Below are 23,023 nucleotides of genomic sequence, written 5' to 3'. Positions count from 1 at the left end.
CTTTTTTTACTTCGTTATAAGAGACACATCGGTTAAAACTCTAGTGGGTTATTCTGCCTATTAGATCCCCGAAGTAATAATTTTGTATTGTGATATTTGTTCGCTATTAATTTTTATTTATCAGTAAATTTATTGGTTAAGGAATGCGATCGCTGGAGGGGTTGCCGCAGCGATCGCTATAGGGTAACATTTTGCAAGACAAGGTTTGTCACAAATCGTAGATGCATAGCAGCTGTCAAACATCACTTCTGGGATAAAAGCTTATCATTTGGATAGAGACTATGAGTTACACTATTCAATAAAGATAGTGTCTCCAAGTATGGATTCTCTCAAAGAAAAGATTTTGGAAAAACTAGAAAGCCTTCCAGAAAATGCACAGCAGGAAGTTCTAGATTTTGTACAGTTTCTAGAGTGGCGAAAGGAGAATCGTCAAGAATCTCAGTTATCTATAGTCAGTGAAGAATTAGATGAAGAATCTGATGCGGGATGGCTAGAGACTGACTTATCGAATTTGGGTAGCTATGAACCTTATGATTGGCAACCCGGCGAACTAGATAAAGGTTTGCTTGTTAAGTATGTTGAGGGAGTCCTAATTGTACAGGCTGAAGACTCAAAAAAGTGGGAAACAGTTGTGCATGATTTAAGAGAGGAACGAATTAATAAATGAGTATACTATAGTTGCAGCGTGTCCTAACAGAATAAATAAAAGGATTTGTTTCAACTTACACTCTGGCTGAACTTTATACTGTTCTCACTCGCTTTCTAAAGACTAAATCCATGCTCGAAGAATTAAAATATACCAAGTCTGAGTTTAATGAAGACTCAATAATATGGCAAAACTACCAGATAATATTCCTGCTTCCTCTGTGCAAAGAGAACTTTCTATTAGAAGTGAAAGTATTCAAAGAATTTACAATTTCTATATAAATCATCTGTTTTATGTAAACAGAAGATATCAGAGAAAACTGGTTTGGACTATTGAAGAAAAAAGAGCATTTATAGATTCAATACTTCAGGGATTTCCTGTACCTATAATCTTGCTTGCTGAATCTGAAAGAGAAAAATTCTCTGTATTTGAAATTATAGATGGAATGCAAAGGTTAAATGCAATCACATCTTTCATTGAAGGCGAGTTTGAAATCAATGAAAAGTATTTTGATTTAGAGACAATGGTAGAATCAAAATCTCTCCTGGATCAAGATATTCTGAAACAAAAGAAACCTATTCTTGAAAGAAATCTATGTGAGATAATAGCAAGTTACGTATTGCCTATCTCTATTTACTCATTTGATAATGACGAGAAAGTTGATGAAGTCTTTAGGCGAATTAACTCAAATGGTAAACATTTGTCTAGACAAGAGTTGAGAGCAGCTGGAGCGACCGGTGATTTTCCTGATTTAGTAAGGAAAATATCAAATGAAATTAGAACGGATACATCTGCATCAGATGTTCTTCTTCTTAATAACATGAAATATATTAGTATTACTAATGCTAATTTAGAATACGGAATAAAGGTAAATAATATCTTTTGGGTGAAAAACAATGTTTTAACAAAAGAGATGGTTAGAGAATCAAAAGATGAAGAAGTCGTCGCTGAAATTGTTGCATACATGGCATTACTGCCCGAAGTACCAAGAAGTAGCTCTGAAGTTCTAGATGAATACTATGGATTAATTTCAGGTACTAGAAACAATGATATAGAGACTGCCCTCCGAAGAAAAAATCCTGATGTGATTAAGGGACAGTTTGTCAAAGTATATGATGAAATGCGTAGAATCCTAGACGAATCAGGACGAAAGTTTAATGAATTATTATCAAATCAAAATGCAGTACCCCGCTACTTTCAAGTAATTTTTCTAAGCTTTTATGAATTGATGTTTATTGAAAGAATGCAGATTGCCAACCGTAGAGGACTAGTAGACAGTTTAATGAATATTAGTCAGAATATTGATATCACTAGAGGTGGCAATTGGAGTTCATCGAACAAGACTAAGAATATAAAGGCAGTTAAAGGTATTGTTAGAGATTGCTTCAAGCCAAGTGAGCGGGAAGATCCCGCTCTTGATAGCTGGCTTACGGAGTTTGAAACATTACTGACTCAATCTAAAACTGAGCAAGCTTTGTATGATTTTAAGCAGGGCTTTACAAAGCTGGACGGACGAACTGAGTTTGATCAGGATAATTTTGACAAAATTATAAAAACTCTTACTGCTATGGCAAACCATTCACCAAATTCTACTGGTTATGTTTGCGTTGGCGTAGCGGATAACGATAATGATGCGAAGAGAGTAGAGTCTATATACGGTAGTCAATGTGTAGAGTACAAGGGCTTCAAAATAACAGGAATAGACCATGAAGCTACTAAATTAAAAGGTAGTGTTGATAAATTCTTTGGGTGGTTGAAACAAAAGATTGAATCTCAACCTATTCAACAGTCTGTGAAAAGTAGTATCGGTAGAAATATTAAACTGATTGATTATCACGGTAGAGAGGTAGTCTTATTTAAACTCAGTGCAGGTAGAGATCCTACTGCATATGATTCTAAGTACTACGAGCGTATTGGTGCAAATCTTGAAGAAATTAAGTTTTCAGAATACAACGAGCTTTTTAGGCGATTCTCTTAGATTTAATAATGATATGGCTTCTACTGATTACTTTATCAACAATGCGAAGCAAGATTATTAGGTAAGCATAAAAAATATGAAAGTGAGTAATGAAGAGTAGAATTTAATTTGCTCTTGATTACTCATATAATGTTCTTTTTATCATTCGTAACTGGTGAATAAAATGGCTAAAACATTAACAATACAGTTGTCAGATGACTTAGAAAGTAAATTAACTGCTCAGGCACAAAAATTGAATCTATCTTTAGAAGATTTAATTTTGCAATCGTTATCTCAATCAGCTAAACAGGAAAATATCTCCGAATTAGATCCAATTTTACCTTTACTAGGTACATTGAAATTTGATAATTCTGATGTAGGAGAAAACCACGATCAATATCTCCAGCAAACTTTGCAGCAGGAGCTAAAAATTGACGAATAAAGTCTTTATAGATACATCGGGGTGGGCTAATTTATTTATTGCAACTGAGTCCTACCATAAACAAGCAAAGCAGTGGTTTCAACATAGGCGTCAGCAAGATCAAGCAATGGTAACAACTAATTATGTTGTTATTGAACTGGTGGCTTTGCTGAATAGCCCTTTACGCGTACCTCGTTCGCAGTTATTTAAATACGTAGAAGCTGTCAGAACTGCTCCTTATATCAACTTGATTTATATTGAACCAACAATAGATTCAGCAGCTTGGGAGCTACTCAAAACTAGAGAAGATAAAGCTTGGTCTTTGGTGGATAGCACTTCTTTTATAGTCATGCAAGAGCTTGGCATTAAAGAGGCATTAACCACAGATCACCACTTTGAACAAGCTGGCTTTATTCGTCTACTGAAGTCAGAATAAGTAATAATAAAAGGCATTCCTTAAGATATGCCCTTTATTATTAAAAATCGCTAACCCCTTAACCTACGCCCCGACAGCCTCCTTCGCAGCATACAACACCTCAGCATTGATTTCCTTAAAACCGCGATCGCGGGCAAATTTCTCAGTATTTCGCTTTACTTTACCGCGCACAAATCCCGGAATCTTATTCAATTCTGCTTGACCATCTTTTGTCCAATTCAAATCAGAATCAGCAGAAATTCCCCTAGTAATTACTTCTTTGGTATCATGACCACCGAAGATTTCTAACAGGTGATCTTCCATTCCCAAAGTGAAGGAATTGTAGATCAAATCTGTAATCTGATTAGTGCCTTCGTAACCCATAAATGGTTTGTAACCAATGGGGAAGTTTTGGACGTGGATGGGTGCTGCAATTACACCGCAGGGAATATCCAAACGCTTACCAACGTGGCGTTCCATTTGGGTGCCGAAAATGGCAGAGGGTTCGACACGAGCGATCGCATCCCCAATTGCACCATGATCTTCGGAGATTAGCACTTCATCGCAATACTCACTAACCTGTTCGCGGAACCAGTCTGCATCATATTTACAGTAGGTTCCAGCCCAAACAACATGAATCCCCATTTCTCGCGCCAGAATCTTGGTAATGGCGGCGGCGTGGGTGTTGTCACCAAAGACCACAGCTTTTTTGCCAGTCAAGTTTTGACAGTCAATCGAACGGGAGAACCAAGCAGCCTGAGATACATGGAGAGTTTGCTCATTGATGAAGTTTTCGTAGTCAACTTCTGCACCTTGAGCGTTAATTACCTGCTGAATCTTGCGAATACAACGGGCAGTTTCCACTACACCCATTGGAGTAATGTCTATATAAGGTGTGCCAAATTGTTCTTCCAGGTAACGAGCTGTGGTTAAACCGAGTTCACGGTAAGGAACCAGGTTAAACCAGGCTTGGGACATCTTTTTCAAGTCATTCACCGAAGCACCTTCGGGAATTAAGGTATTCACCTCAATTCCCAAGTCAGCCATCAGCCGTTTCAGTTCGGTGCAGTCGTGATTATTGTGGAAACCGAGGGTGGTAGTACCGATAATGTTAACTGAGGGCTTCGCAGTTTTGCCTTCTGGCAATTCGCCGCGCTTCCGGGCTTTTTCAATGTAGTATTGAACGATTTGATCCAAAGTGCGATCGGCGGCTTGTAGTTCGTTGTAGCGGTAGTGGTTCACATCCGCCAGCATTACGTCTCCTTTTGCTTCCAACTGCGATCGCTCGACAAAATTGTGCAGGTCTTCTTGCAAAATGCTGGAGGTACAGGTGGGAGTTAACACAATTAAATCTGGGTGTTCCTCGGCATCCTTGCGGATGATGTTATCTACCACCTTCTCTTGAGAACCGCGTGCCAAAACGTTGCGATCGACGACACTGGTTGTCACTGGGGTAAAATCCCTCTCCCGCGATAGCATGGAGCGCATGACGTTAAAGTAGTCATCGCCAATGGGCGCGTGCATGATCGCATGAACATTTTTAAAAGAACTAGCGATTCGCAGAGTGCCAATGTGGGCTGGGCCTGCATACATCCAGTAAGCCAATTTCATGTTTGTGTTCTCCCTTTTCAACAGAAATAACCCGGAGTCCGATAAGAGTGGACTATAAGTGCTTGATTATTATTAAATCGTTTCTGATTGTCTCAAAAGTTGTATCCCTGATGAAGTGAAGACTTGTAAGGGTTTTAGCTGCGGTGTGTAGGCGTAGGCATCGCTCAAACGTTGTTCCTGATTGGAATCTAGCTTCTAACTTTAACAATATTACTGTTGCTTTTTTAAAATAAATCTTAATTTTTCGGCAAATTTGTTTTCAATTTGGGGCGGTGTGTTAACTATCACCAATAAATTTAGAAAATTTATGTACAACTTCTCCAAAAATACAAACATCCTCTCATCCCGTTTCACTTTAATAATGATACAAATACGTTGGTAGGGGCACAGCATTGCTCATTGGTGTCAACTTAAGCTAAAAGGGCGGTTAGAAACCGCGTCTACACGAGGCTTTACCCACCTTTCCTGCGGAACGCCAAGGGCGAACGTGGGTTAAGAACCCTTGATTTTGTATTAGTCCACGGAGGTGGACTTTGTTTGTGTAGCCGCGTTCGCGTCAGCGTGCCGGAGGCTCTATTCCATTCGCCCTGGCTCTAAGTTGACACGCATGAGCATTGCTGTGCCCCTACGAGAAATCTATATGTATCAGGCTTTGTGTGAAATGGTATCAGAGGATCTTTGTAAAAAATCACGTTGTATCAATATCCCCCCTAACCCTCCTTGTTTAAGGAGGGTTAGGGGGGAATAACACTAGCGCAATTTGTTCATTTGAGGCAGTAGAAATTAACCTAGAGAGGTGTTAGTTACTGCCGAAAAATTTCTACTTTTTCTAACACTACATCTTGATTTGGACGATCTCTAGTCGTAGGCACATTGGCGATGCGGTTGACTATATCCATACCTTGGATAACTTTACCAAAAACACTGTGTTTGTTGTTAAGGTGAGGCGTTGGCCCTTCTGTAATAAACCATTGCGAACCATTAGTATTACGTCCTGAATTTGCCATTGAGAGGATACCCGCACTAGAGTGTTTCAATTCAGGATGAAACTCATCTTCAAATTGATATCCTGGTCCACCAGTACCCCACCGGTTGGCCATATCTGGATAACGAGCCAGGGGATCGCCACACTGAATCATAAAATCAGGGATGACTCGGTGAAAGCGAATCCCATCGTAGGCAGGAGTCCCCTTCAGAGATTGATTTGTTTTAGGGTCTTTCCAGTCGATTGTGCCGGTTGCTAAACCTACAAAATTTTTGACGGTGTTGGGGGTTTTGTCTTCCTCCAAACGAACTATAATTTCACCCAAGGAAGTAGTTAAACGAGCGTGCAGTGCGCCATCACCGGGAATATTAATTTCTGGAAAATTCATGAGGTATCCTATTTTCAAAACTGCCAGTAATTTGACCCCGCCAATTTTAGATTTTAAATTTTGGATTTTGGATTATTTCTTTGGTACAGAGCCACCGCATATTGTGGGCGGAACAAATCTAAAATGGCAAATCTAAAATCCCCAAGCTGTAACCCAAGAGTGGGTACAGTCAATCTAAAATCGCAAATCTAAAATCCAAAATTGATTGACCTACGATAAGCTTATCAGCATTCAAGTTATAGGTTTACAGATTACCAAAAAACTGAACGAAGGAAACTTTAGAAAACGAATATTTTACTCTGGTAAATTAATCGCTGGATTACGGCTAAAGAATCCTCTAGGAACGAGTTTAAAGCCAACTCGGTGAACAGGCATCACAGGCCAATCTTCCGATCGCGGAATATGAGTGACGCCCATTGTATACCACAGCACGATATCTTCACCCATCAAGGACTCATCGTCAGCAATATATTTTGGCAAACCCTGTCCGGGTTGAGTCTGGTTGGGATAATCGCCGCCAGCATAAAGTTCAGCAGGTTTATATTTTGTTACCCAGACGTGGTGAGTCGCAAATTCTGCCCGTTGACGGATTTTTGAGCCTTCCACAGGGAAAAATACAGAGTTTCCTCCCGGCATCAGCATATATCCAGGTGCAGCACCTAGAGGATTCTTTTTGTCTGCACTAACAATCATCCATTCCCGACTGTGTTTTATGTCTAAATCGCGGACAGCAGCTGTTTCTTTTGTTAGTGGGGTTTCTGTAACTGCGATCGCATTTCCTAATGGATTTTTCTCATCCATCGGCAAAGCTTTGACATTCATTTCCATCACGGAATTAGCTTGACCATCGACATCGAAATCTAGGCGATAGTTGAAAAAATGCTGGTGATTTACTCCGAAGATATTCTTAGCAATCAACTGACCATAGGAATTATCCTCAGACTGTTTTTCGGCAGCCGTTCCCTGTGCCAGTATAATACCCGTTAATTCATTTTGAACTTCTAAAGTTCCATCTTGCTGAAAAATCCAATTAATGCTGTAATCATAGTTGTCAATAGCCGCAGTCATCGTCATTACTAATTCTCGACTGCGACGGACATCATTGCGCTGAGTATTATACTCATAGTGCTTCCACAGCATTCCGCGATCGCGCTCGTAAATACCAATAACCCCTGGTATTTTATCAGGTTCTCCCTGCTCATTAGCAAATACAGCATTTAGTAACAGGCCGTTTTCGGGAATTTCCTTACCTAACTCCATCGTATTTGCTAACAAACCAAGGTTATATTCTCCAACATCAAAGGCATTCCTAAATGACCAAGTAGGCTCAGGATCGCCATAAGGTACTACCATTTCTGATAAGCTAGCGCGGTATAAAACTGGTCGAATATTTTCCCCGTCCTGGTGCGTCACTTGGTACAGCATTAATCCATTACGAGGATGCATTAAATAGCGAAACTTCCAACCTTGCCAGCTAATTTCATTATTTTTGATCTGGAAACTTGCACCATTAGGTTGCAGAATCTTTAATGCTTTAAGTGGTGAAAGCAATTTGCCCAAAGATTTGACATCGTAGTTCCAGTTTTCTTGAGAGAAAGGTACGTTTCCTCTGTCAACAAAACTGGCGATTTTACCTGTGTTCAAATTAACTGTTGCTACGACTCCTTCAATCGGACTACCGTAATAGTTCCAGCCTTTGCCTTTATAGTAAGATAAGCTCCGACAGAGACGATTACCTGTTGCTTCTTCCTGTTGACTCAGGATTCCTGGTGCCGACGAACTGATTTTGACTTGATCTAAATCGGTAATTCCCCGCCTTTGCATCGCTTTTTGCCATCGAGGATCGGCTTTGACTATCTGAGTTGCTAGTTCATATTCGGAACTAACGATCGCAGGTTGCACAGACGGTATTTCTTTCCAAGAACTTAAGGTTTTGCTTGTCAGATCAACAATTCCCTCATAGGTTTTGTTTAGCGATCGCTCAGAGATTACCAAAAAAGCTTTTCGCCCAAAGGCTTTACCCGGTGTAAAATTCAAAACTTCTTCTTTATCTGGTTCTTGTAAAGCAATAATTGGAAAAGCTGCCATTTCGCTCAAAGTTTTTTCTCTTTTGATCACCGAAACAGCTGTACTAATTTCTGCCTCTGTTAGTGAAGTGAGAGGATGGGAAATCGAAAGCTGTTGAGCCGTCAATATTCCCATTAATCCGAGTGAGATAGAAATGACAACAATGATGGCAATAGCTAGCCACAAAAAACGCTTTAACCGCTTAATCATCTTTTACATTTTTACAAAAGACTTATAGTTATCTATTTCCAAGCCTAAGATTGAAAACCGATAAATTAAGAGGCTAAAGCCAAATTAATTTGTTAATAGTTGGGGAGTGGGCAGAGATGTGATTAATCGCGTCTGTACTGGGGAGTGGGCAAGAGAAGAATTAATAACCAATACCCAAATGACAAATGACAAATGACAAATGACAAATGACAAATGACAAATAACCTTAATTTATGCAGAAACCAAACGGCGTAAAGATTCAGCACGGCGTTTAGCAGTAGAGTTATTTGGAGAAAATTTTAGTGCTTCTTCGTAAGTTTGTAATGCCTGAGTAGTTAATTTTTTCTTCTCGTAGGCGTGACCGAGATTATTCAACCCTGTCACGTAGTCTGGTTTAGATTTCAGGGCTTCTTTATACTGACGAATTGCTAGGTCGTATTGCTCTTGGGAAAAATAAACATAACCCAGCCCGTTATAAATGGGGGCGATATCTTCTTCTCCCTCTTCTTCGGCAGCTTTGAGAGCTTTTTGAAATAGCGCGATCGCTTGGGAATACAATTTTTTTTCTGAATAAATACTGGCTAACTCATAATATTCTTGAGTCGTACCCTTTTCTTTCTCTAACTTCTTTCGCAATCTTGCAAAGGAGCCTTCAATCTTGCGAGTTTTGAAAATCTGGCGAAGAACACCCACGGCTGCAATTGTGAGCAAACCTACCAAAATTGAGAGATAAACAACGGCTAGACTGTTATCCATTGCTGCAAATATAAATATTAAAAGTTGCTTCTGTATCTATTATCAGCCTATTGTCCTTTGTCATTTGTCCTTTGTCCTTTGTTATTCACTAATGACCAATGACTAATGACCAATGACAAACTTACGGCAAACCCCAATAGTGAGAGCGTTGTTGGAGCCAACCTTCTGCTAAGTAACGAGCGATCGCTCCATTCACATTTCGTCTTAACTCATCGTACTGCAATCCCTTGGGCATGACTACAGCTAAGGGTTCAGTTGATAGCTTGGTTGGTAGTAGCCGATATTGGGGATATTGTTGCACCCAACCGCTCAGAACGCTAGCATCTGCGGCAAAGGCAAAGGCTGCATTACTTTCTATTTCCTCTCGCGCTTCGTCATAGGAATTCACTCCTACTAACTCGGCGCTTGGCAGATAGTACCGCACTTTAGCGATGGTGCTGGAGTTATTCAGTACAGCAATTTTTTGTTTTGCCAAATCACTCAACTGCTGCACAGAGGCATCTTTTGTAACTAATACAGTGCTATCCAAATAGTAGGGAACACTGAAACTAACTATGCGGCTGCGAGATTCAGTTGCTGTCACCCTAGCGATCGCAAAATCAACTTTCTGGTCTAAGACTACAGACAGGCGATCGCGATTCGCTACTGGTTTAAACTTGACAGCCTCGACTTTCCCAACCAAATCAACTGTCAAGCGCTGTGCTAAGTCAATTTCCAAGCCCTGCAAATTGCCACTAGCATCTCTAAATCCCAACGGACGCAAGTTATCCTTAACGGCAACAATTAGATAGCCTCGCTGCTGAATTTCTGGCATTTCGGCAGCAGATGCAGTTAATCCTGTCCCCACTATGGAAAAGCAAAAAATCCAAAAAATAGTGGCGGATAATACCAGATGTAACCGAGTAATTACTTCCCATCTGCTACATCCGTTATACATCCGTTGCCACCTTTATCCTTTAGCTTGATTTGCCAATTCTGCAACTTTGCCGAAGCTAGCTGGATCGAGGACTGCCAATTGCGCTAACATCTTGCGATTTAGTAGGATATCAGCTTTTTTCAGATTCCCGATCAACTGGCTGTAACTCAAGCCATGTTGCCTTGCAGCAGCGTTGATCCGGGTGATCCAGAGGCGACGAAAATCGCGCTTTTTCTTTTTGCGATCGCGGTAGGCACTCCGTAGTGCCTTCATCACTTGTTGGTTGGCGGTTCTAAACAGAGTTGAATGGGAACCGCGAAAACCTTTAGCTAGTTTGAGAATTTTATTGCGGCGCTTGCGAGCTACATTACCGCGTTTTACCCGTGTCATAACTTATTTCCTGAAATACTTACAAATATGGGAGCATCAAACGCACGTTAAGTTCATCGCGTTCATGTACAAGTGTACTCTGGCGCAGGCTACGCTTCTTGTTGGAAGATTTGTGTTCTAAAAGGTGGCTTTTGAACGCTTTACGACGGACGATTTTGCCGGTGCCGGTGGCACGGAATCGCTTCGCTGCTGCTTTACGAGTCTTTAGTTTAGGCATGGTTTAACTTTAATTCGACACGATCCATAATTATATACTAATAAAATTGCTTGAATTGCAATTAAATAAAGGATTTAACCAACCACGACCGATGTAGCTCAAATTAACTTCACCTATGGATGAAATAAATATAGTCGAATATGATCCATGTTGGCTGACTTTGTTTAGAGAACCAGTGAGGGCAAGGGCTGTATCTTAACTTAGTGCCATTCGATACTGGATCAGGGTTTCAGTGTTAAGTTGACACTAATGACCAGCTATATGCTAATATTTCATGGCATTATGTTAAAAAACTTTGCCTAAAATCAAAGAGTCGCCAACCCATGAGTTTAGCTGTAATTAAGTTCTCTTCAGAAGAGTGCGGCATTTGCCACAAAATGTCTTTTTATGACAAAAAGGTGGCACAAGAACTGGGTTTAGAATTTATCGATGTCAAAATGCAGGATACGGCTGCTTACCGCAAGTATCGCAAGATTTTATTAAGTCACTATCCCGATAAATCAGAAATGGGATGGCCTACTTACATTCTCTGCAATTCTCCAGAAGGGGAATTTCAGATTGTGGGTGAGGTAAAAGGAGGTCATCCTAAAGGAGAGTTTAGAAGCCGTCTTCAAGATGTTCTGAATTCCACAACTAATCAGAACTAATTACGTCAAAAGATTTGACCTCCAGGACAGGGCCAATCATGGCAGTTGTCATGACATCCTCACGCACCTGTCCTTTAACTTTTGCTTTTTGTCCAGTTTTGAGTAAGTCTTTGTCAGCCCCTCTGAGGATTTCGTAAGTAACGCCCTCTTCTGTAACTAACGCCCATGCGCCTGTGCCAATATCACGGCGTTCGATTGTACCTGTAAGTGTAATGCTCATAAGAAGTGGGGAGTAGGGAGTGGGGAGTGGGGGAGTTAGGAGTTAGGAGAGACGCGATTAATCGCGTCTGTTGGGACAATACCTCTGCGAATTTACGAGGTTCAACGCCTGTAGAAATGGGATGAATGCGTCCTAAAGAAGTAAGTTTAGCAAAAATCTGAGTTAATAAAATAGGCTCAGGGATTTCGGGAAGCATTTTTAACATTTCACGAACATATCGACATACAGGTATAATTTTTACTAAGATTACGAAATTTATATCTGTTTGTTTACTTAGTTGAAATTGGCGATTTTGGTAGCAGATAGATATGAATCTTGCACGTTAACGAAGTTCCTCTGAAAGAGGGACGAGAAGCACTCCCAGAAACTTACCATGAGTTAATCGAATTTGGGATTTTAGCCAGTCGCAAAGACCCCTTCGATCCGATGGAAAAAGCCCTCAAACAAGTGGGTGATGACTATTTAGCCAGAACTGAACATTTACATCAAGATTGCGAGATATTGCAAGAGTATCTCCTGTCTGGTGAATTGTTGGCAATGTCTTGTGTTTGGCGATCGCCAGAAAATAGATTAGTAATTGCTACCAAAGGTGCGCCCCAAGCGAGGAAAAATAGCATCAGGGAAGATGAATCTGACGAGAATATCATCACCTTCTGAGTAGAATAAGCGATCGCTCCCTTGTATCTCTGTAATTTCCCTATTTATTTGTTCCTTTTAGTTCATATTATTATTTAAGTATATCTTCAATTATGTTGTTACATTTATTTACCTGCTCTTAGTGTATTCCGTCAGGTGCATAATATAAGATATATATGTTCTCTTTTAGAAAAAAATAATCAGAAGGAGATTTTATGCCGTTAAGACTCGACAACGAAGCAGAACTTCGAGAAGCTCAAGCAGCTTTATTCAATGTTAATAATAATACATCAGGATGGCTCTTGCTCAATTACGTCAGACCATCCACCGTGCATTTTACTGCTGGAGGGGAGGGAGATGTGGAAGAACTCAGTCCCCATTTAGAAGACGACCAGATCCAGTATGCTCTGGTGAGACTGGGTAACATTCAAGAGAAGGGTACTCTAAAGACAACTATACGTGATGTCTTTATAACCTACATAGGTCCAGGGGTTGGCATTATCGAGAAAGGCAAGAAGACGGCTTTTTTGGGCGATGCACAAGCATATCTTCAACCTTCCCACGCTGATGTCACAGTTTTGAATAAAGATAATTTGAACAGGGTGACTTTGTTAGATAGGTCATCACCACTATCAGGAAGCCATGTTATTGATTAAGTGTCCAGGAGTACTTGGGAATAAAAACCCCACGCACCCCACTAACTACAACTCTTAGAACCCCCGCGACGGAGAGGCAAGATTGATTCTTTGGGTGGCTCTGAATCTTGAGCCTTAATTGAAATATGTTCCTGTTCGCGTTCACCCCCCGCTCACAATACCTACCATTAGAGTACATTGAAGGTGGGGACTTCCGCGACACGTTAACCTCTCACCGATGCGATTAATCGCGTCTGTACAGGAGTTTGGAGTTAGGAGTTAGGAGTTATAAAAATTCATGCCCCATTCCCCACTGCCCACTCCCCACTCCCCACTCCCCACTCCCCATTTACGCTATTTTTTCTTCGTTTTTCAATGCTAAACGAGCAAGCCCATAACAGATTAGGGCATTGGCGATCAGGAATAGGCGTGCTAAGTAATCACTTCCCAAACCCCAAACTGTCGGGTTGAAAAACGCACTTACTGTCAAGCACGCTGCTACACCTAAAGTTGAACCAATGGCAAACCATTTCCAACTAGGATGTCCCAGCAGCAATGCCATTAAGACAATGGGAATGAGTACGCTAGCAAACAGGGGATTTAACGCATCAGTTCCCTGGAGGGTATTGCCCAGTTCGGGAATTGAACTGCCCAAAACCCGGAAAGGCCATTGGGGAAGATCAAAAATATAGATTCCCTTGAGGAAGAATAACCCAGAACTACCAGCAATTAAGCCGCTAGATAAAGACCAACTCCAAGTAAAGGGGAAGTAAACCCGTAAAAACCAAGCTAGCAGATAGGAACCAACTATCATTAAAATCTTGGGTAACAGTGCGATCGCACCACCATCAATCCAAAAGCCGGGGTTAAGATAGCCGTTATCGCGTAACCACCGGAAGAAATCTGTGAAACTGATTTGCCCCGCAAAGGCTAGTTTTACTGCTGCTTCTGCATTCAGGTGTCCAGCGCCATAATAGTTCAAACCATCATCCTGGATAACTCGCGCTGACTGCTTCAGGACTTTTAAAACTTCATCTGGTTCTTTGATGCCAGCAGCTTTGATTAATGCCGCAACACCAGCAACGTGGGGAGAAGCCATGCTTGTACCCTGGAAGCCCAGAAATACGCCTTCGCCCTTTTCATCGATAGTTTCTTGGAGAATCTTACCAGCTTCACTACCACCAGGAGCCGAGATATCTACCCCGGCACCAAAGTTAGAATAAGGCGCTCTTTCGCCATCTGGGCCAATTGCCGAAACGCCGATGACGTAGGGATAGCGGGCTGGATAGCTTGCCCCATTAGTGTTTTCATTCCCGGCGGCGGCAATAATAACTACACCTTTTCTATGGGCATACTCGATCGCTTCTTTCATCAATTTGCTTTCACCACCACCGCCTAAGCTCATATTAATCACATCTGCGCCTTTATCAGCAGCAAATTTAATCGCTTCGGCAATATCGGCAACAGTACCGCCACCATAGGAACTTAGTACTTTCAGGGGCATTAGACTGGCTTCATAGGCAATTCCAGCGACGCCATATTTGTTATTTGTGGCTTGGGCAATAGTTCCGGCAACATGGGTACCGTGACCATTATCGTCTGTGGCTTCTTCTCGGTCGTTAACAAAATCATAGCCTTTGACGAATTTTGTCTCATACAAGTCCCGCACCTTGGTAATCCCAGTGTCAATTACCGCAACTGTGATACCGCTACCTTTGGTTTGACTCCATGCGCCTTCAATGCCGATTTGGTGCAAGTTCCACTGCTTGCTGTAATATTGGTCATTGGGGCCAGTTAATGAAGGACTTGCTTGATCATCTTCTTGGGGTGTTAAAAATTCTCCAAGCCTTGCTGCTTTACCTGGTTGTGGAATCGTCCTGTAGATATAATTTGGTTCAATGAATTCTGTAGCTTGGGCAAATTGTGATTTTTTCAGTTCTTGGAGTCGCTGGCGATCGCCTTTGACAATATACACATGATCTTTTTGGGAAAACTTGTTGTCTAATTGGGGTGTAACGTTGTATTGTTTGGCGATCGCTTGCAAATCCTGTTCCACCACAAGTGATGGAATATCTTCCCGAAAATCAAGCAAAATCGTCTCAAACTCTCCTTTAGCTGCCAATCCCTGAAAATTCAGGAAACCAAATATGGCAGATCCCAGCCCAATGACAAACAAGCACAATAATATAAGCTTTCTCATATTAACTCATCACCGCTTTTTGTCAGATTGCTCACTACCATAACTTATCTGCATCCTTTATTGGAAGATTTTGCAATTTTAGTTATCAAGTTTCACTTAGGACTTTTTTAACGATGGAACGTGGTCTTTTGTGGTTGCCCCTATTAGTAATGTTTTTCTGGTTGGCTTGGCAAGGCTCGAAAGAGTACCAAAAGGTTGAAGCCTATCGCGCTTGGGCAGAGCAATTTGAACGGGCTAAGTACGATATTTATTCAGTATTAGGTCAAAAAGGCAACAATCTGACTTGGGGAAAACCCACGACTAAAGGGCCTATTAAACTAGAAACATTCTCTTTGCTTGATGTTAAGCAAATTTATCTTTTAGTAGATGATAAACAAGTAGATTTGGAAAGTATACCGGAAAAAGGTCGTTCTATAGAGTTAGAATTTCTATTTTCCGAATCTACTAACTCAGTGCGGGTTCCGTTTACAGAAATCCCTTTGGCAGCAGAATGGGGTAAATTTTTGCAGGGGGTATTACAAGACTTGCGATCGCAACCACAGCAGTAGTTATACTTAAACTACCAGTTCCAGATAATACGGCTATTTCTGATCAAAAAGTCAGGGCGCAAATATATTGCGCCCCGATGTGTGTGATCTATTTAATTGAAAACCGGATTGAAAATCGATTCATTGAAAGCGGCGGGAAACTCCATCCCCAGGTGTCTGTAGAGGGATAGCCGCCCCGCCGCTTTAGTCCTGCCGTCAAAAATCATTGGTCATTGGTACTAATGACTAATGACTGAATGGCACTAAGAAAAGATATAGCCCTTGCCCTGACTGGTTAAGAGCCTCCAGGCTCTTAACCGATTCTGGGAGGGCTGCCGCCTCCAGTGGCTTGACCAGAGGCAGAGCCTATGAGAATACATTCCCAGCCTAGAGGCTCTTAACGAGGTAACACAAGCCTTTGGGCTTTACAAGCGTGCCATTCACTAATGACTAATGACTAATGACTAATGACTAATGACTAATGACTAATGACTATGCTTGAACGATGAAGTCGGAAGCAGTAAGAGTGGTAGCACCGATAAGTTGTGCAAATTGACCACCACTGCCGAAACCAGCAGCGCTACCATTTTGATTGTATGATAACTGCCCAGTCAGAGAGTCGTAGACAATTGCAGCATTGCTAGCTGCCCCTAAACTGGTGATTTGAAAATCACTGGCGTTACTAAAACCCGTTCCGCCAACAGAAGCAATGGCACTAAAGGTGGTCTTACTCAGGACAATCTTATCACCTTGAGAGTGATTGAAGTCAGCGATCGTATCAATACCCACAACAGCGCTATTAAAGGTAGCATTGGTGTCGTAGAGGAAAGAGTCAGCACCCACACCACCGACAAGAGTATCATTGCCTTGTCCACCAATCAGAAGATCATCACCAGTACCACCCCGCAGCAGGTCGTCACCACCGCTGCCATCGATGGTGTCATTACCCCCTAGACCATTAATCACATCGTTGGAAGTGTACAAACCTCTGATGTTATTGTTCGAGTCATTGAGAAACGTGACGGTGTTTGCGGTGGAAATATACGGTTGAATGGAGTTGGCATTAATCACATCAATGCTTTTGGTAACACTGGCTTCTCCGTCAAATAGGATATTACCGATGGCAGGTCTTGTTGTCGATGCGGCTAAGTTGTCTAGGTTTTCTAAATTAAAGTTTTGCAGAGTGACTTTGGTATTAGCCACATCTTCAAAGGTGACTTCTAAATCGTTGCCATTTTGAGTTAATTGTAGATTTGTCGCAGTCAAGCCAGCCCCAACAAATTGCAAGGTGTCTATTTTGGCAATCACCGCAGCCGAAGGGTTTGAGCTAGTACCTACACCGCCAAAGTCCGTGATGATGTAATTGGTATTGCCTCCTTGGGCAATAAAGGTGTCATTGCCGACTGTGCCATTGATAACTTGAGTTTTGGGTTTAACTGTGCCAGTAATTGCAAAGTCAAAGGGGCTTTCATTACTATCGTTGTTGTTTAAACTGAGGCTGCCACCATAGGTGCCGGGTGTCGTGGCGTTGAGTGCCACCGATATGCTGGTGGAAGCATTAGCAGCGACGCTCGTCGGAAGAGTACCGACCAAACTAAATCCGTCAGGAAGTTTCAGATTACTCAGATTGAGTGCAGCTGTACCGGTGTTCTGAATCGTAAAGGTTTTGGTCAGGGTATTACCAACAATGGCATCGCCAAAGTTAATAGCAGTAGTGTTGCCATCTGCAATGTCAACGGTGCCATTGAGAACTTGAATTTCCGGGGATAAAACGGGTTTAACTGTGCCACTAATTGCAAAGTCAAAGGGGCTTTCATTACTATCGTTGTTGTTTAAACTGAGGCTGCCACCATAGGTGCCGGGTGTCGTGGCGTTGAGTGCCACCGATATAGTGGTGGAAGCATTAGCAGCGACGCTCGTCGGAAGAGTACCGACCAAACTAAATCCGTCGGGAAGTTTCAGATTACTCAGGTTGAGTGCGGCTGTACCGGTGTTCCGAATCGTAAAGGTTTTGGTCAGGGTGTTACCAACAGTGGCATCGCCAAAGTTGATAGCAGTAGTGCTGCCATCTGCAATGTCAACGGTGCCATTGAGAACTTGAATTTCCGGGACGGTAATGCGGGGGGCTTCGTATGCACCAATATCAATCACTGCGGTGCCATTACCATCGCCATCCTGGGGAATGTTGTTAGTGATGCTATTGAAGGCATTGGAACCAGCATCGATCGCAGCACTTCCAGGTTTGAGCGCAAAATTCCCTCCGGCTGCATCAACAAATTGGGGATCTTGACCCAAAATATTCTGCAATCCTGTGGCATTTAGATTATCTGAAGCTTGGAATAGATTCGAGTTATAAACAAGGTTGTGGTCAAAGTTGACATTTGTAGAATATTTCAGAACATTAGCCACTTGATTGTCGCTGGCATACATTATATTGTTATCGACTCTAACATTCTCTGAGTAATTAACTTTAATCTCGCCAGTGTTAGCGATATTAAGGCTATTTTGGTAAACTGTATTATTGATAATATCGACATTTTTAGCTTCAAAAGCGTTAATACCAGAGTTACCATTGTTGTAGACTATGTTATTAGCAACTAAGGTTTTCCCTAAGTAAGGTGTTCCATCTTTACTCTGATTAATAGTATCAAGCATTAGCCCATGCCCTTCAGTAATCTGACCAGCTTGTTTCCAGGGAACCAAACTTTGATTATCAAAAACAATATTGTCTCGATAAATTATTTTGTAATCAGTAGTATTGTTATCAGAATTGGTGGCATAAAGTGTTGTAATCCCCTGACCACCATACGGCGTGTACCAAGCGTTTCCAGATACAACATTTTTCTCAACTGTGATGTAGTCGGAATTACTGGATTCAATGCCTCCCCCTGGAAAGTTACTAACTGTGTTACCAGAGATGACAATGTGATGAGGATTACTACCACCCACTCCTTGGCTATTTGTCCAGGCTTTGATATTAATTCCAGTGGAATTGGTTAAGGGATTATTGAGATTATCCTTCTGTTCTAAGGCATATTCTAGAGTGATGTTTTCCCGATTGCCTTCTAGATCAAGTCCTTCAATCCGCACGTAGGATGAACTAAATATATTAAAGCCACTTCCTATTGTTTTGATTATAGGCGTAGCCCCTGGATAAGCTTTAATTGTTGTCCAGTTATTTGCTGAACCATTAAAGTTAAAAAGCGTAGCGCCTTTGTCATAAGTTCCATTCATGACGTAGAGCGTGTCACCTGTTTGCATCTGATACACGGCTCTACCCAAGCTGCGAAATGCACTTCCTTCGATTAAGCCATTATTGTTATCATTGCCTGTTCCAGAAACGTAGTATGTTTTGCCAGCCATAGTTTTAGTCCGAATGTGTGTAAGGTGAATTGGAGTTATTTGAATAGGTGATTTGTCTGGACTTTTCAGGACAGTCACAGTTATCCGATCGCGACTTGAAATCGCATCGGTTGTAAAAAGGCTGTTGTTAAACTAAAAACTTTGTCTCCTGTCAACCGTTGATGGTTAAACCAGGGATATCGATACCGTTAATCGTCAGAGTTTTGTTGAGAGCGATCGATTAGTGTGTGGACGCTTCGCCTCCGGGCTTGTCCTGAAAAACTACGGGCATCGGAATTCCTCTGAACTTTATCCGTTGTCTGAGGTTAGGAGGTTGCCAAATCGGTATGGTAAAATCCACCCCTGGATAATAACTGGGGACTTAAAGTTGCAGTGGTAAAAGTTAAATTGGTTGAAAGTTTAGTCGGTTGACCCCTTAACTTAAGGGAACTAATGTAAGAACTTAGTCGAACCTGTTGTAAGCGATGTAACTGAGCCTTGTGGACTTATGTATTAAAACTAACCTTTACAAATGGCACTTGATATCAGCAAATACTCTGAATATAGTTGCTAATTTTACAGAAAAAGTGGAAAATTTACTTAAGCATCGTGGTAAGCCCTGTTAATTTCCAGTGTGATATGGGAATGGAGAGTGCTTTGTGCAAGGATTTGATGAAGTTTATCTAAATATTTTTAAAGAAGCGATGCCTTCTTTACCAGACGCTGCGCGTAGCAAGATCCCGTTCGCCCTTACCGTCCCGTAGGGAAGGGTACGGCGGGCTACGCCCAATACGGTAGCTTGTATTTTTTCAATCACGCACTGTTGCAAAACCCACTACTAAGTTGATGTGCAGCTAAATTGTATAACACGAAAACCCAAAAATATTGTAGTGCGGGCAACATGAGCGCGTCCAATATACAAATTAAATACGCAACAGCTTACAACTCATTCGTTGGTTGGTAGAGCATCAACGAAAATCGGCGGGAATCGCATCCCAACATTCTTGGGTGGGAGGAATAGCCGCCCGCCGATTTAGTCATTAGTCATTAGTCAAAAGTCAAAAGTCATTGGTCATTGGTACTAATGACTAATGACTTCGATTTCCCCCCGGCTTCAAGCCGGGGGATGAGTTAACCTTCTATGGGACTGGTTAAGGCAGTGCTTCTTGCTTTAACCATTGCAAAATTGTAGGGGCACAAATATCTTGCGCCCCGATGTGTGTGATCTATTTAATTGAAAACCGCTTTGAAAGTCGATTCATATTTGGATTAGACTTGGACTCAGTTGATCCGACGCAACTATGCTTGAACGATGAAGTCGGAAGCAGTAAGAGTGGTAGCACCAGTAAGTTGTGCAAATTCACCGCCGGTGCCGAAACCAGCAGCACTACCATTTTGATTGTATAGTAACTGCCCAGACATAGGGTTGTAGACAATTGCAGCTTTGCTAGCTGCCCCTAAACTGGTGATTTGAAAATCACTAGCCTTACTAAAACCCGTTCCTACAACAGAAGTAATGGCACTAAAGGTGGTCTTATCCAGAACAATTTTGTCACCTTGAGAGTGATTGAAGTCAGCGATCGTATCAATACCCACAGCAGCCCTAGTAAAGGCCGCATTGGTGTTGTAGAGGAAAGAGTCAGCACCCTGACCACCGACGAGAAGATCATTGCCTTGTCCACCAATAAGAAGATCGTTGCCAGTACCTCCCTTTAGTTGGTCGTTAGCACCGTAACCATTGATGGTGTCATTACCTCCTAGACCATTAATCACATCGTTGGAATTGTCAAAACCGACAATGTTGTTATTCAAGTCATTAGGGAAGCTGACGCTGCTGTGGCGGGCTTCGTATGCACCAATATCAATCACTGCGGTGCCATTACCATCGCCATCCTGGGGAATGTTCTTAGTGATGCTATTGAAGGCATTGGAACCAGCATCGATCGCAGCACTTCCAGGTTTGAGCGCAAAATTCCCTCCGGCTGCATCAACAAATTGGGGATCTTTACCCAAAATATTCTGCAATCCTGTAGCCTTTAGATTATCTGAAGCTTGAAATTGAGAAGAGTTATAAACAAGATTGTGGTCAAAGTTGACATTTTTAGAATACTTTAGAACATTAGCCACTTGATTGTTGCTGGCATACATTATATTGTTATCGACTCTAACATTCTCAGAGTAATTGACTTTAATCTCGCCGGTGTTCGTGACATTACGGCTATTTTGGTAAACTGTGTTGTTGATAATATCGACATTTTTAGCTTGAAAAGCGTCAATACCAGAGTTACCATTGTTGTAGACTATGTTATTAGCAATTAAAGTTTTGCCAAGATAAGGTGTTCCATTTCTACTCTGATTAGTACTATCAAGCATTAGCCCATGCCCTTCACTAATCTTACCAACTTGTTTCCAGGGAACCAAACTTTGATTATCAAAAACAATATTGTCCCGATAAATTATTTTGTAATCAGTAGTGTTGCGATCGGAATTGGTGGCAAAAAGTGTTGTAATCCCCTGACCACCATACGGCGTGTACCAAGCGTTTCCAGATACAATATTTTTCTCAACTGTGATGTAGTCTGAATCACTGGATTCAATGCCTCCACCAGGAAAGTTACTAACTTTGTTATCAGAGATGACAATGTGATGAGGATTGCTACCGCCCACTCCTTGGCTATTTTTCCAGGCTTTGATATTAATTCCAGTGGAATTGGTTAAGGGATTGTTGAGATTATTCTTCTGTTGTAAGGCATATTCTAGAGTGATGTTTTTCCGATTGCCTTCTAGATCAAGTCCTTCAATCCGCACGTAGGATGAGCTAAATATATTAAGGCCACTTCCTATTGTTTTGATTATAGGCGTAGCCCCTGGATAAGCTTTAATTGTTGTCCAGTTATTTGCTGAACCATTAAAGTTAAAAAGTGTAGCGCCTTTGTCATAAGTTCCGTTCATGACGTAGAGCGTGTCACCTGTTTTCATCTGATACACGGCTCTACCCAAGCTGCGAAATGCACTTCCTTCCTTTAAGCCATTACTGTTATCATTGCCTGTTCCAGAAACGTAGTATGTTTTGCCAGCCATAGTTTTAGTCCGAATGTGTGTAAGGTGAATTGGAGTTATTTGAAATGGTCATTGTCTGGACTTTTCAGGACAGTCACAGTTGTCCGATCGCTACTTGAAATCGCATCGGTTGTAAAACGTTGTTGTTAAACTAAAAACTTTTTCTCCTGTCAACCGTTGATGGTTAAACCAGGGATATCGATACCGTTAATCGTCAGAGTTTTGTTGAGAGCGATCGATTAGTGTGTGGACGCTTCGCCTCCGGGCTTGTCGTCAGATATCGTCTGAAAGACCTACGGCTAGATGGAGTCGAATTGAATCGTATCTTCATCTGTAGCAACCGCGATTGCTGCTCTTTTCGAGCTAGCTTTCCTATCTGCTATATTCGATACGGCGATCATATTTGGCATCAGAATTCCTCTGAACTTTATCCGTTGTCTGAGGTTAGGAAGTTGCTAAATCAGCATGGTAAAATCCACCCCTGGATAATAACTAGGGATTTAAAGTTAGAGTGGTAAAAGTTAAATTGGTTGAAAGTTTAGTCGGTTGACCCCTTGACTTAAGGGAACTAATGTAAGAACTTAGTCGAACCTGTTGTAAGCGGTGTAACTGAGCCTTGTGGACTTATGTATTGAAACTAACCTTTACAAATAGCACTTGATATCAGCAAATACGCTGAATATAGTTATTAATTTTACAAAATAAGCGAGAATTTTACTTAAAAGTCGTGGTAAGCCCTGTTAATTTCCAGTGTGATATGGAAATAGAGAGCGCTTT

20 protein-coding genes are annotated in these 23,023 nt (G+C 41.6%); 8 read left to right on the top strand and 12 right to left on the bottom strand.

Annotated features, from left to right (window positions below; genetic code table 11):
- Positions 1–307 precede the first annotated feature (307 nt).
- The 4 genes from V7K27_RS26895 (at position 308) to V7K27_RS26880 (ending at position 3,460) form a co-directional block, all read left to right on the top strand.
- A complete protein-coding gene (locus V7K27_RS26895) occupies positions 308–667 on the top strand; it encodes a DUF2281 domain-containing protein (RefSeq protein ID WP_334951355.1) in 360 nt (119 codons plus the stop codon).
- A gap of 163 nt (positions 668–830) precedes the next feature.
- A complete protein-coding gene (locus V7K27_RS26890) occupies positions 831–2,624 on the top strand; it encodes a GmrSD restriction endonuclease domain-containing protein (RefSeq protein WP_334951354.1) in 1,794 nt (597 codons plus the stop codon).
- A 163-nt stretch (positions 2,625–2,787) separates the two neighbouring features.
- Positions 2,788–3,045: a hypothetical protein gene (locus V7K27_RS26885; protein WP_190942212.1), complete on the top strand. Its 258-nt coding sequence runs from the start codon at positions 2,788–2,790 to the stop codon at positions 3,043–3,045.
- Entirely contained in the window at positions 3,035–3,460 is a 426-nt protein-coding gene (locus V7K27_RS26880) for a type II toxin-antitoxin system VapC family toxin (protein WP_334951352.1), read from the top strand. The genes V7K27_RS26885 and V7K27_RS26880 overlap by 11 nt, the downstream gene beginning before the upstream one ends.
- Positions 3,461–3,523: 63 nt before the next feature.
- Here the strand turns inward: V7K27_RS26880 and bchB are convergent, their stop codons facing one another.
- From bchB to rpmI, 7 genes are all read right to left on the bottom strand, one after another.
- Positions 3,524–5,050, bottom strand: coding sequence for a ferredoxin:protochlorophyllide reductase (ATP-dependent) subunit B (gene bchB, locus V7K27_RS26875; protein WP_292760706.1), 1,527 nt, complete (start codon positions 5,048–5,050; stop codon positions 3,524–3,526).
- Between the two features lie 803 nt (positions 5,051–5,853).
- Entirely contained in the window at positions 5,854–6,423 is a 570-nt protein-coding gene (locus tag V7K27_RS26870) for a peptidylprolyl isomerase (RefSeq protein ID WP_334951351.1), read from the bottom strand.
- Positions 6,424–6,717: 294 nt separating this feature from the next.
- Positions 6,718–8,700, bottom strand: a complete 1,983-nt coding sequence (locus V7K27_RS26865; RefSeq protein WP_334951350.1) for a primary-amine oxidase — start codon at positions 8,698–8,700, stop codon at positions 6,718–6,720.
- Positions 8,701–8,931: 231 nt separating this feature from the next.
- Positions 8,932–9,456 carry a tetratricopeptide repeat protein gene (locus V7K27_RS26860; RefSeq protein ID WP_334951349.1) on the bottom strand — a complete coding sequence of 175 codons (525 nt, stop codon included), beginning with the start codon at positions 9,454–9,456 and terminating at the stop codon, positions 8,932–8,934.
- A 121-nt stretch (positions 9,457–9,577) separates the two neighbouring features.
- Complete coding sequence (locus V7K27_RS26855; RefSeq protein ID WP_334951348.1) at positions 9,578–10,393, bottom strand: transporter substrate-binding domain-containing protein; 816 nt, start codon at positions 10,391–10,393, stop codon at positions 9,578–9,580.
- Positions 10,394–10,405: 12 nt separating this feature from the next.
- Entirely contained in the window at positions 10,406–10,762 is a 357-nt protein-coding gene (gene rplT / locus V7K27_RS26850) for a 50S ribosomal protein L20 (protein ID WP_229545555.1), read from the bottom strand.
- Positions 10,763–10,781: 19 nt separating this feature from the next.
- Positions 10,782–10,979, bottom strand: a complete 198-nt coding sequence (gene rpmI / locus V7K27_RS26845) for a 50S ribosomal protein L35 (protein ID WP_292760699.1) — start codon at positions 10,977–10,979, stop codon at positions 10,782–10,784.
- A gap of 323 nt (positions 10,980–11,302) precedes the next feature.
- On the opposite strand from rpmI, the gene V7K27_RS26840 reads away from it, so the two are divergent.
- Positions 11,303–11,626, top strand: coding sequence for a thioredoxin family protein (locus V7K27_RS26840; protein WP_334951347.1), 324 nt, complete (start codon positions 11,303–11,305; stop codon positions 11,624–11,626).
- Here the strand turns inward: V7K27_RS26840 and V7K27_RS26835 are convergent.
- Positions 11,613–11,846, bottom strand: a complete 234-nt coding sequence (locus tag V7K27_RS26835) for a hypothetical protein (protein WP_334951346.1) — start codon at positions 11,844–11,846, stop codon at positions 11,613–11,615. The genes V7K27_RS26840 and V7K27_RS26835 overlap by 14 nt on opposite strands.
- Entirely contained in the window at positions 11,809–12,042 is a 234-nt protein-coding gene (locus V7K27_RS26830; RefSeq protein ID WP_334951345.1) for a hypothetical protein, read from the bottom strand. The genes V7K27_RS26835 and V7K27_RS26830 overlap by 38 nt, the downstream gene beginning before the upstream one ends.
- A 119-nt stretch (positions 12,043–12,161) precedes the next feature.
- Here V7K27_RS26830 and V7K27_RS26825 point away from each other — a divergent pair, with 119 nt between their 5' ends.
- Together V7K27_RS26825 and V7K27_RS26820 are read left to right on the top strand one after the other, a co-directional pair.
- Complete coding sequence (locus tag V7K27_RS26825; RefSeq protein ID WP_334951344.1) at positions 12,162–12,503, top strand: hypothetical protein; 342 nt, start codon at positions 12,162–12,164, stop codon at positions 12,501–12,503.
- 194 nt (positions 12,504–12,697) lie between these two features.
- On the top strand, positions 12,698–13,138 hold the full coding sequence (locus V7K27_RS26820; RefSeq protein WP_334951343.1) for a coactosin family protein: 441 nt from the start codon (positions 12,698–12,700) through the stop codon (positions 13,136–13,138).
- Between the two features lie 328 nt (positions 13,139–13,466).
- On the opposite strand, the gene V7K27_RS26815 is transcribed toward V7K27_RS26820, so the two are convergent.
- Positions 13,467–15,317 carry a S8 family peptidase gene (locus V7K27_RS26815; RefSeq protein WP_334951341.1) on the bottom strand — a complete coding sequence of 617 codons (1,851 nt, stop codon included), beginning with the start codon at positions 15,315–15,317 and terminating at the stop codon, positions 13,467–13,469.
- 113 nt (positions 15,318–15,430) lie between these two features.
- On the opposite strand from V7K27_RS26815, the gene V7K27_RS26810 reads away from it, so the two are divergent.
- Complete coding sequence (locus V7K27_RS26810) at positions 15,431–15,865, top strand: hypothetical protein (RefSeq protein ID WP_334951340.1); 435 nt, start codon at positions 15,431–15,433, stop codon at positions 15,863–15,865.
- 471 nt (positions 15,866–16,336) lie between these two features.
- Here V7K27_RS26810 and V7K27_RS26805 read toward each other — a convergent pair whose 3' ends face one another.
- Complete coding sequence (locus tag V7K27_RS26805; RefSeq protein ID WP_334951338.1) at positions 16,337–19,207, bottom strand: choice-of-anchor D domain-containing protein; 2,871 nt, start codon at positions 19,205–19,207, stop codon at positions 16,337–16,339.
- Between the two features lie 1,278 nt (positions 19,208–20,485).
- Entirely contained in the window at positions 20,486–22,267 is a 1,782-nt protein-coding gene (locus V7K27_RS26800) for a calcium-binding protein (RefSeq protein WP_334951337.1), read from the bottom strand.
- Positions 22,268–23,023 lie beyond the last annotated feature (756 nt).

Source organism: Nostoc sp. (assembly GCF_036919575.1).
Lineage (GTDB): Bacteria > Cyanobacteriota > Cyanobacteriia > Cyanobacteriales > Nostocaceae > Nostoc.
This window is presented reverse-complemented; position numbering and strand designations above follow the sequence as displayed.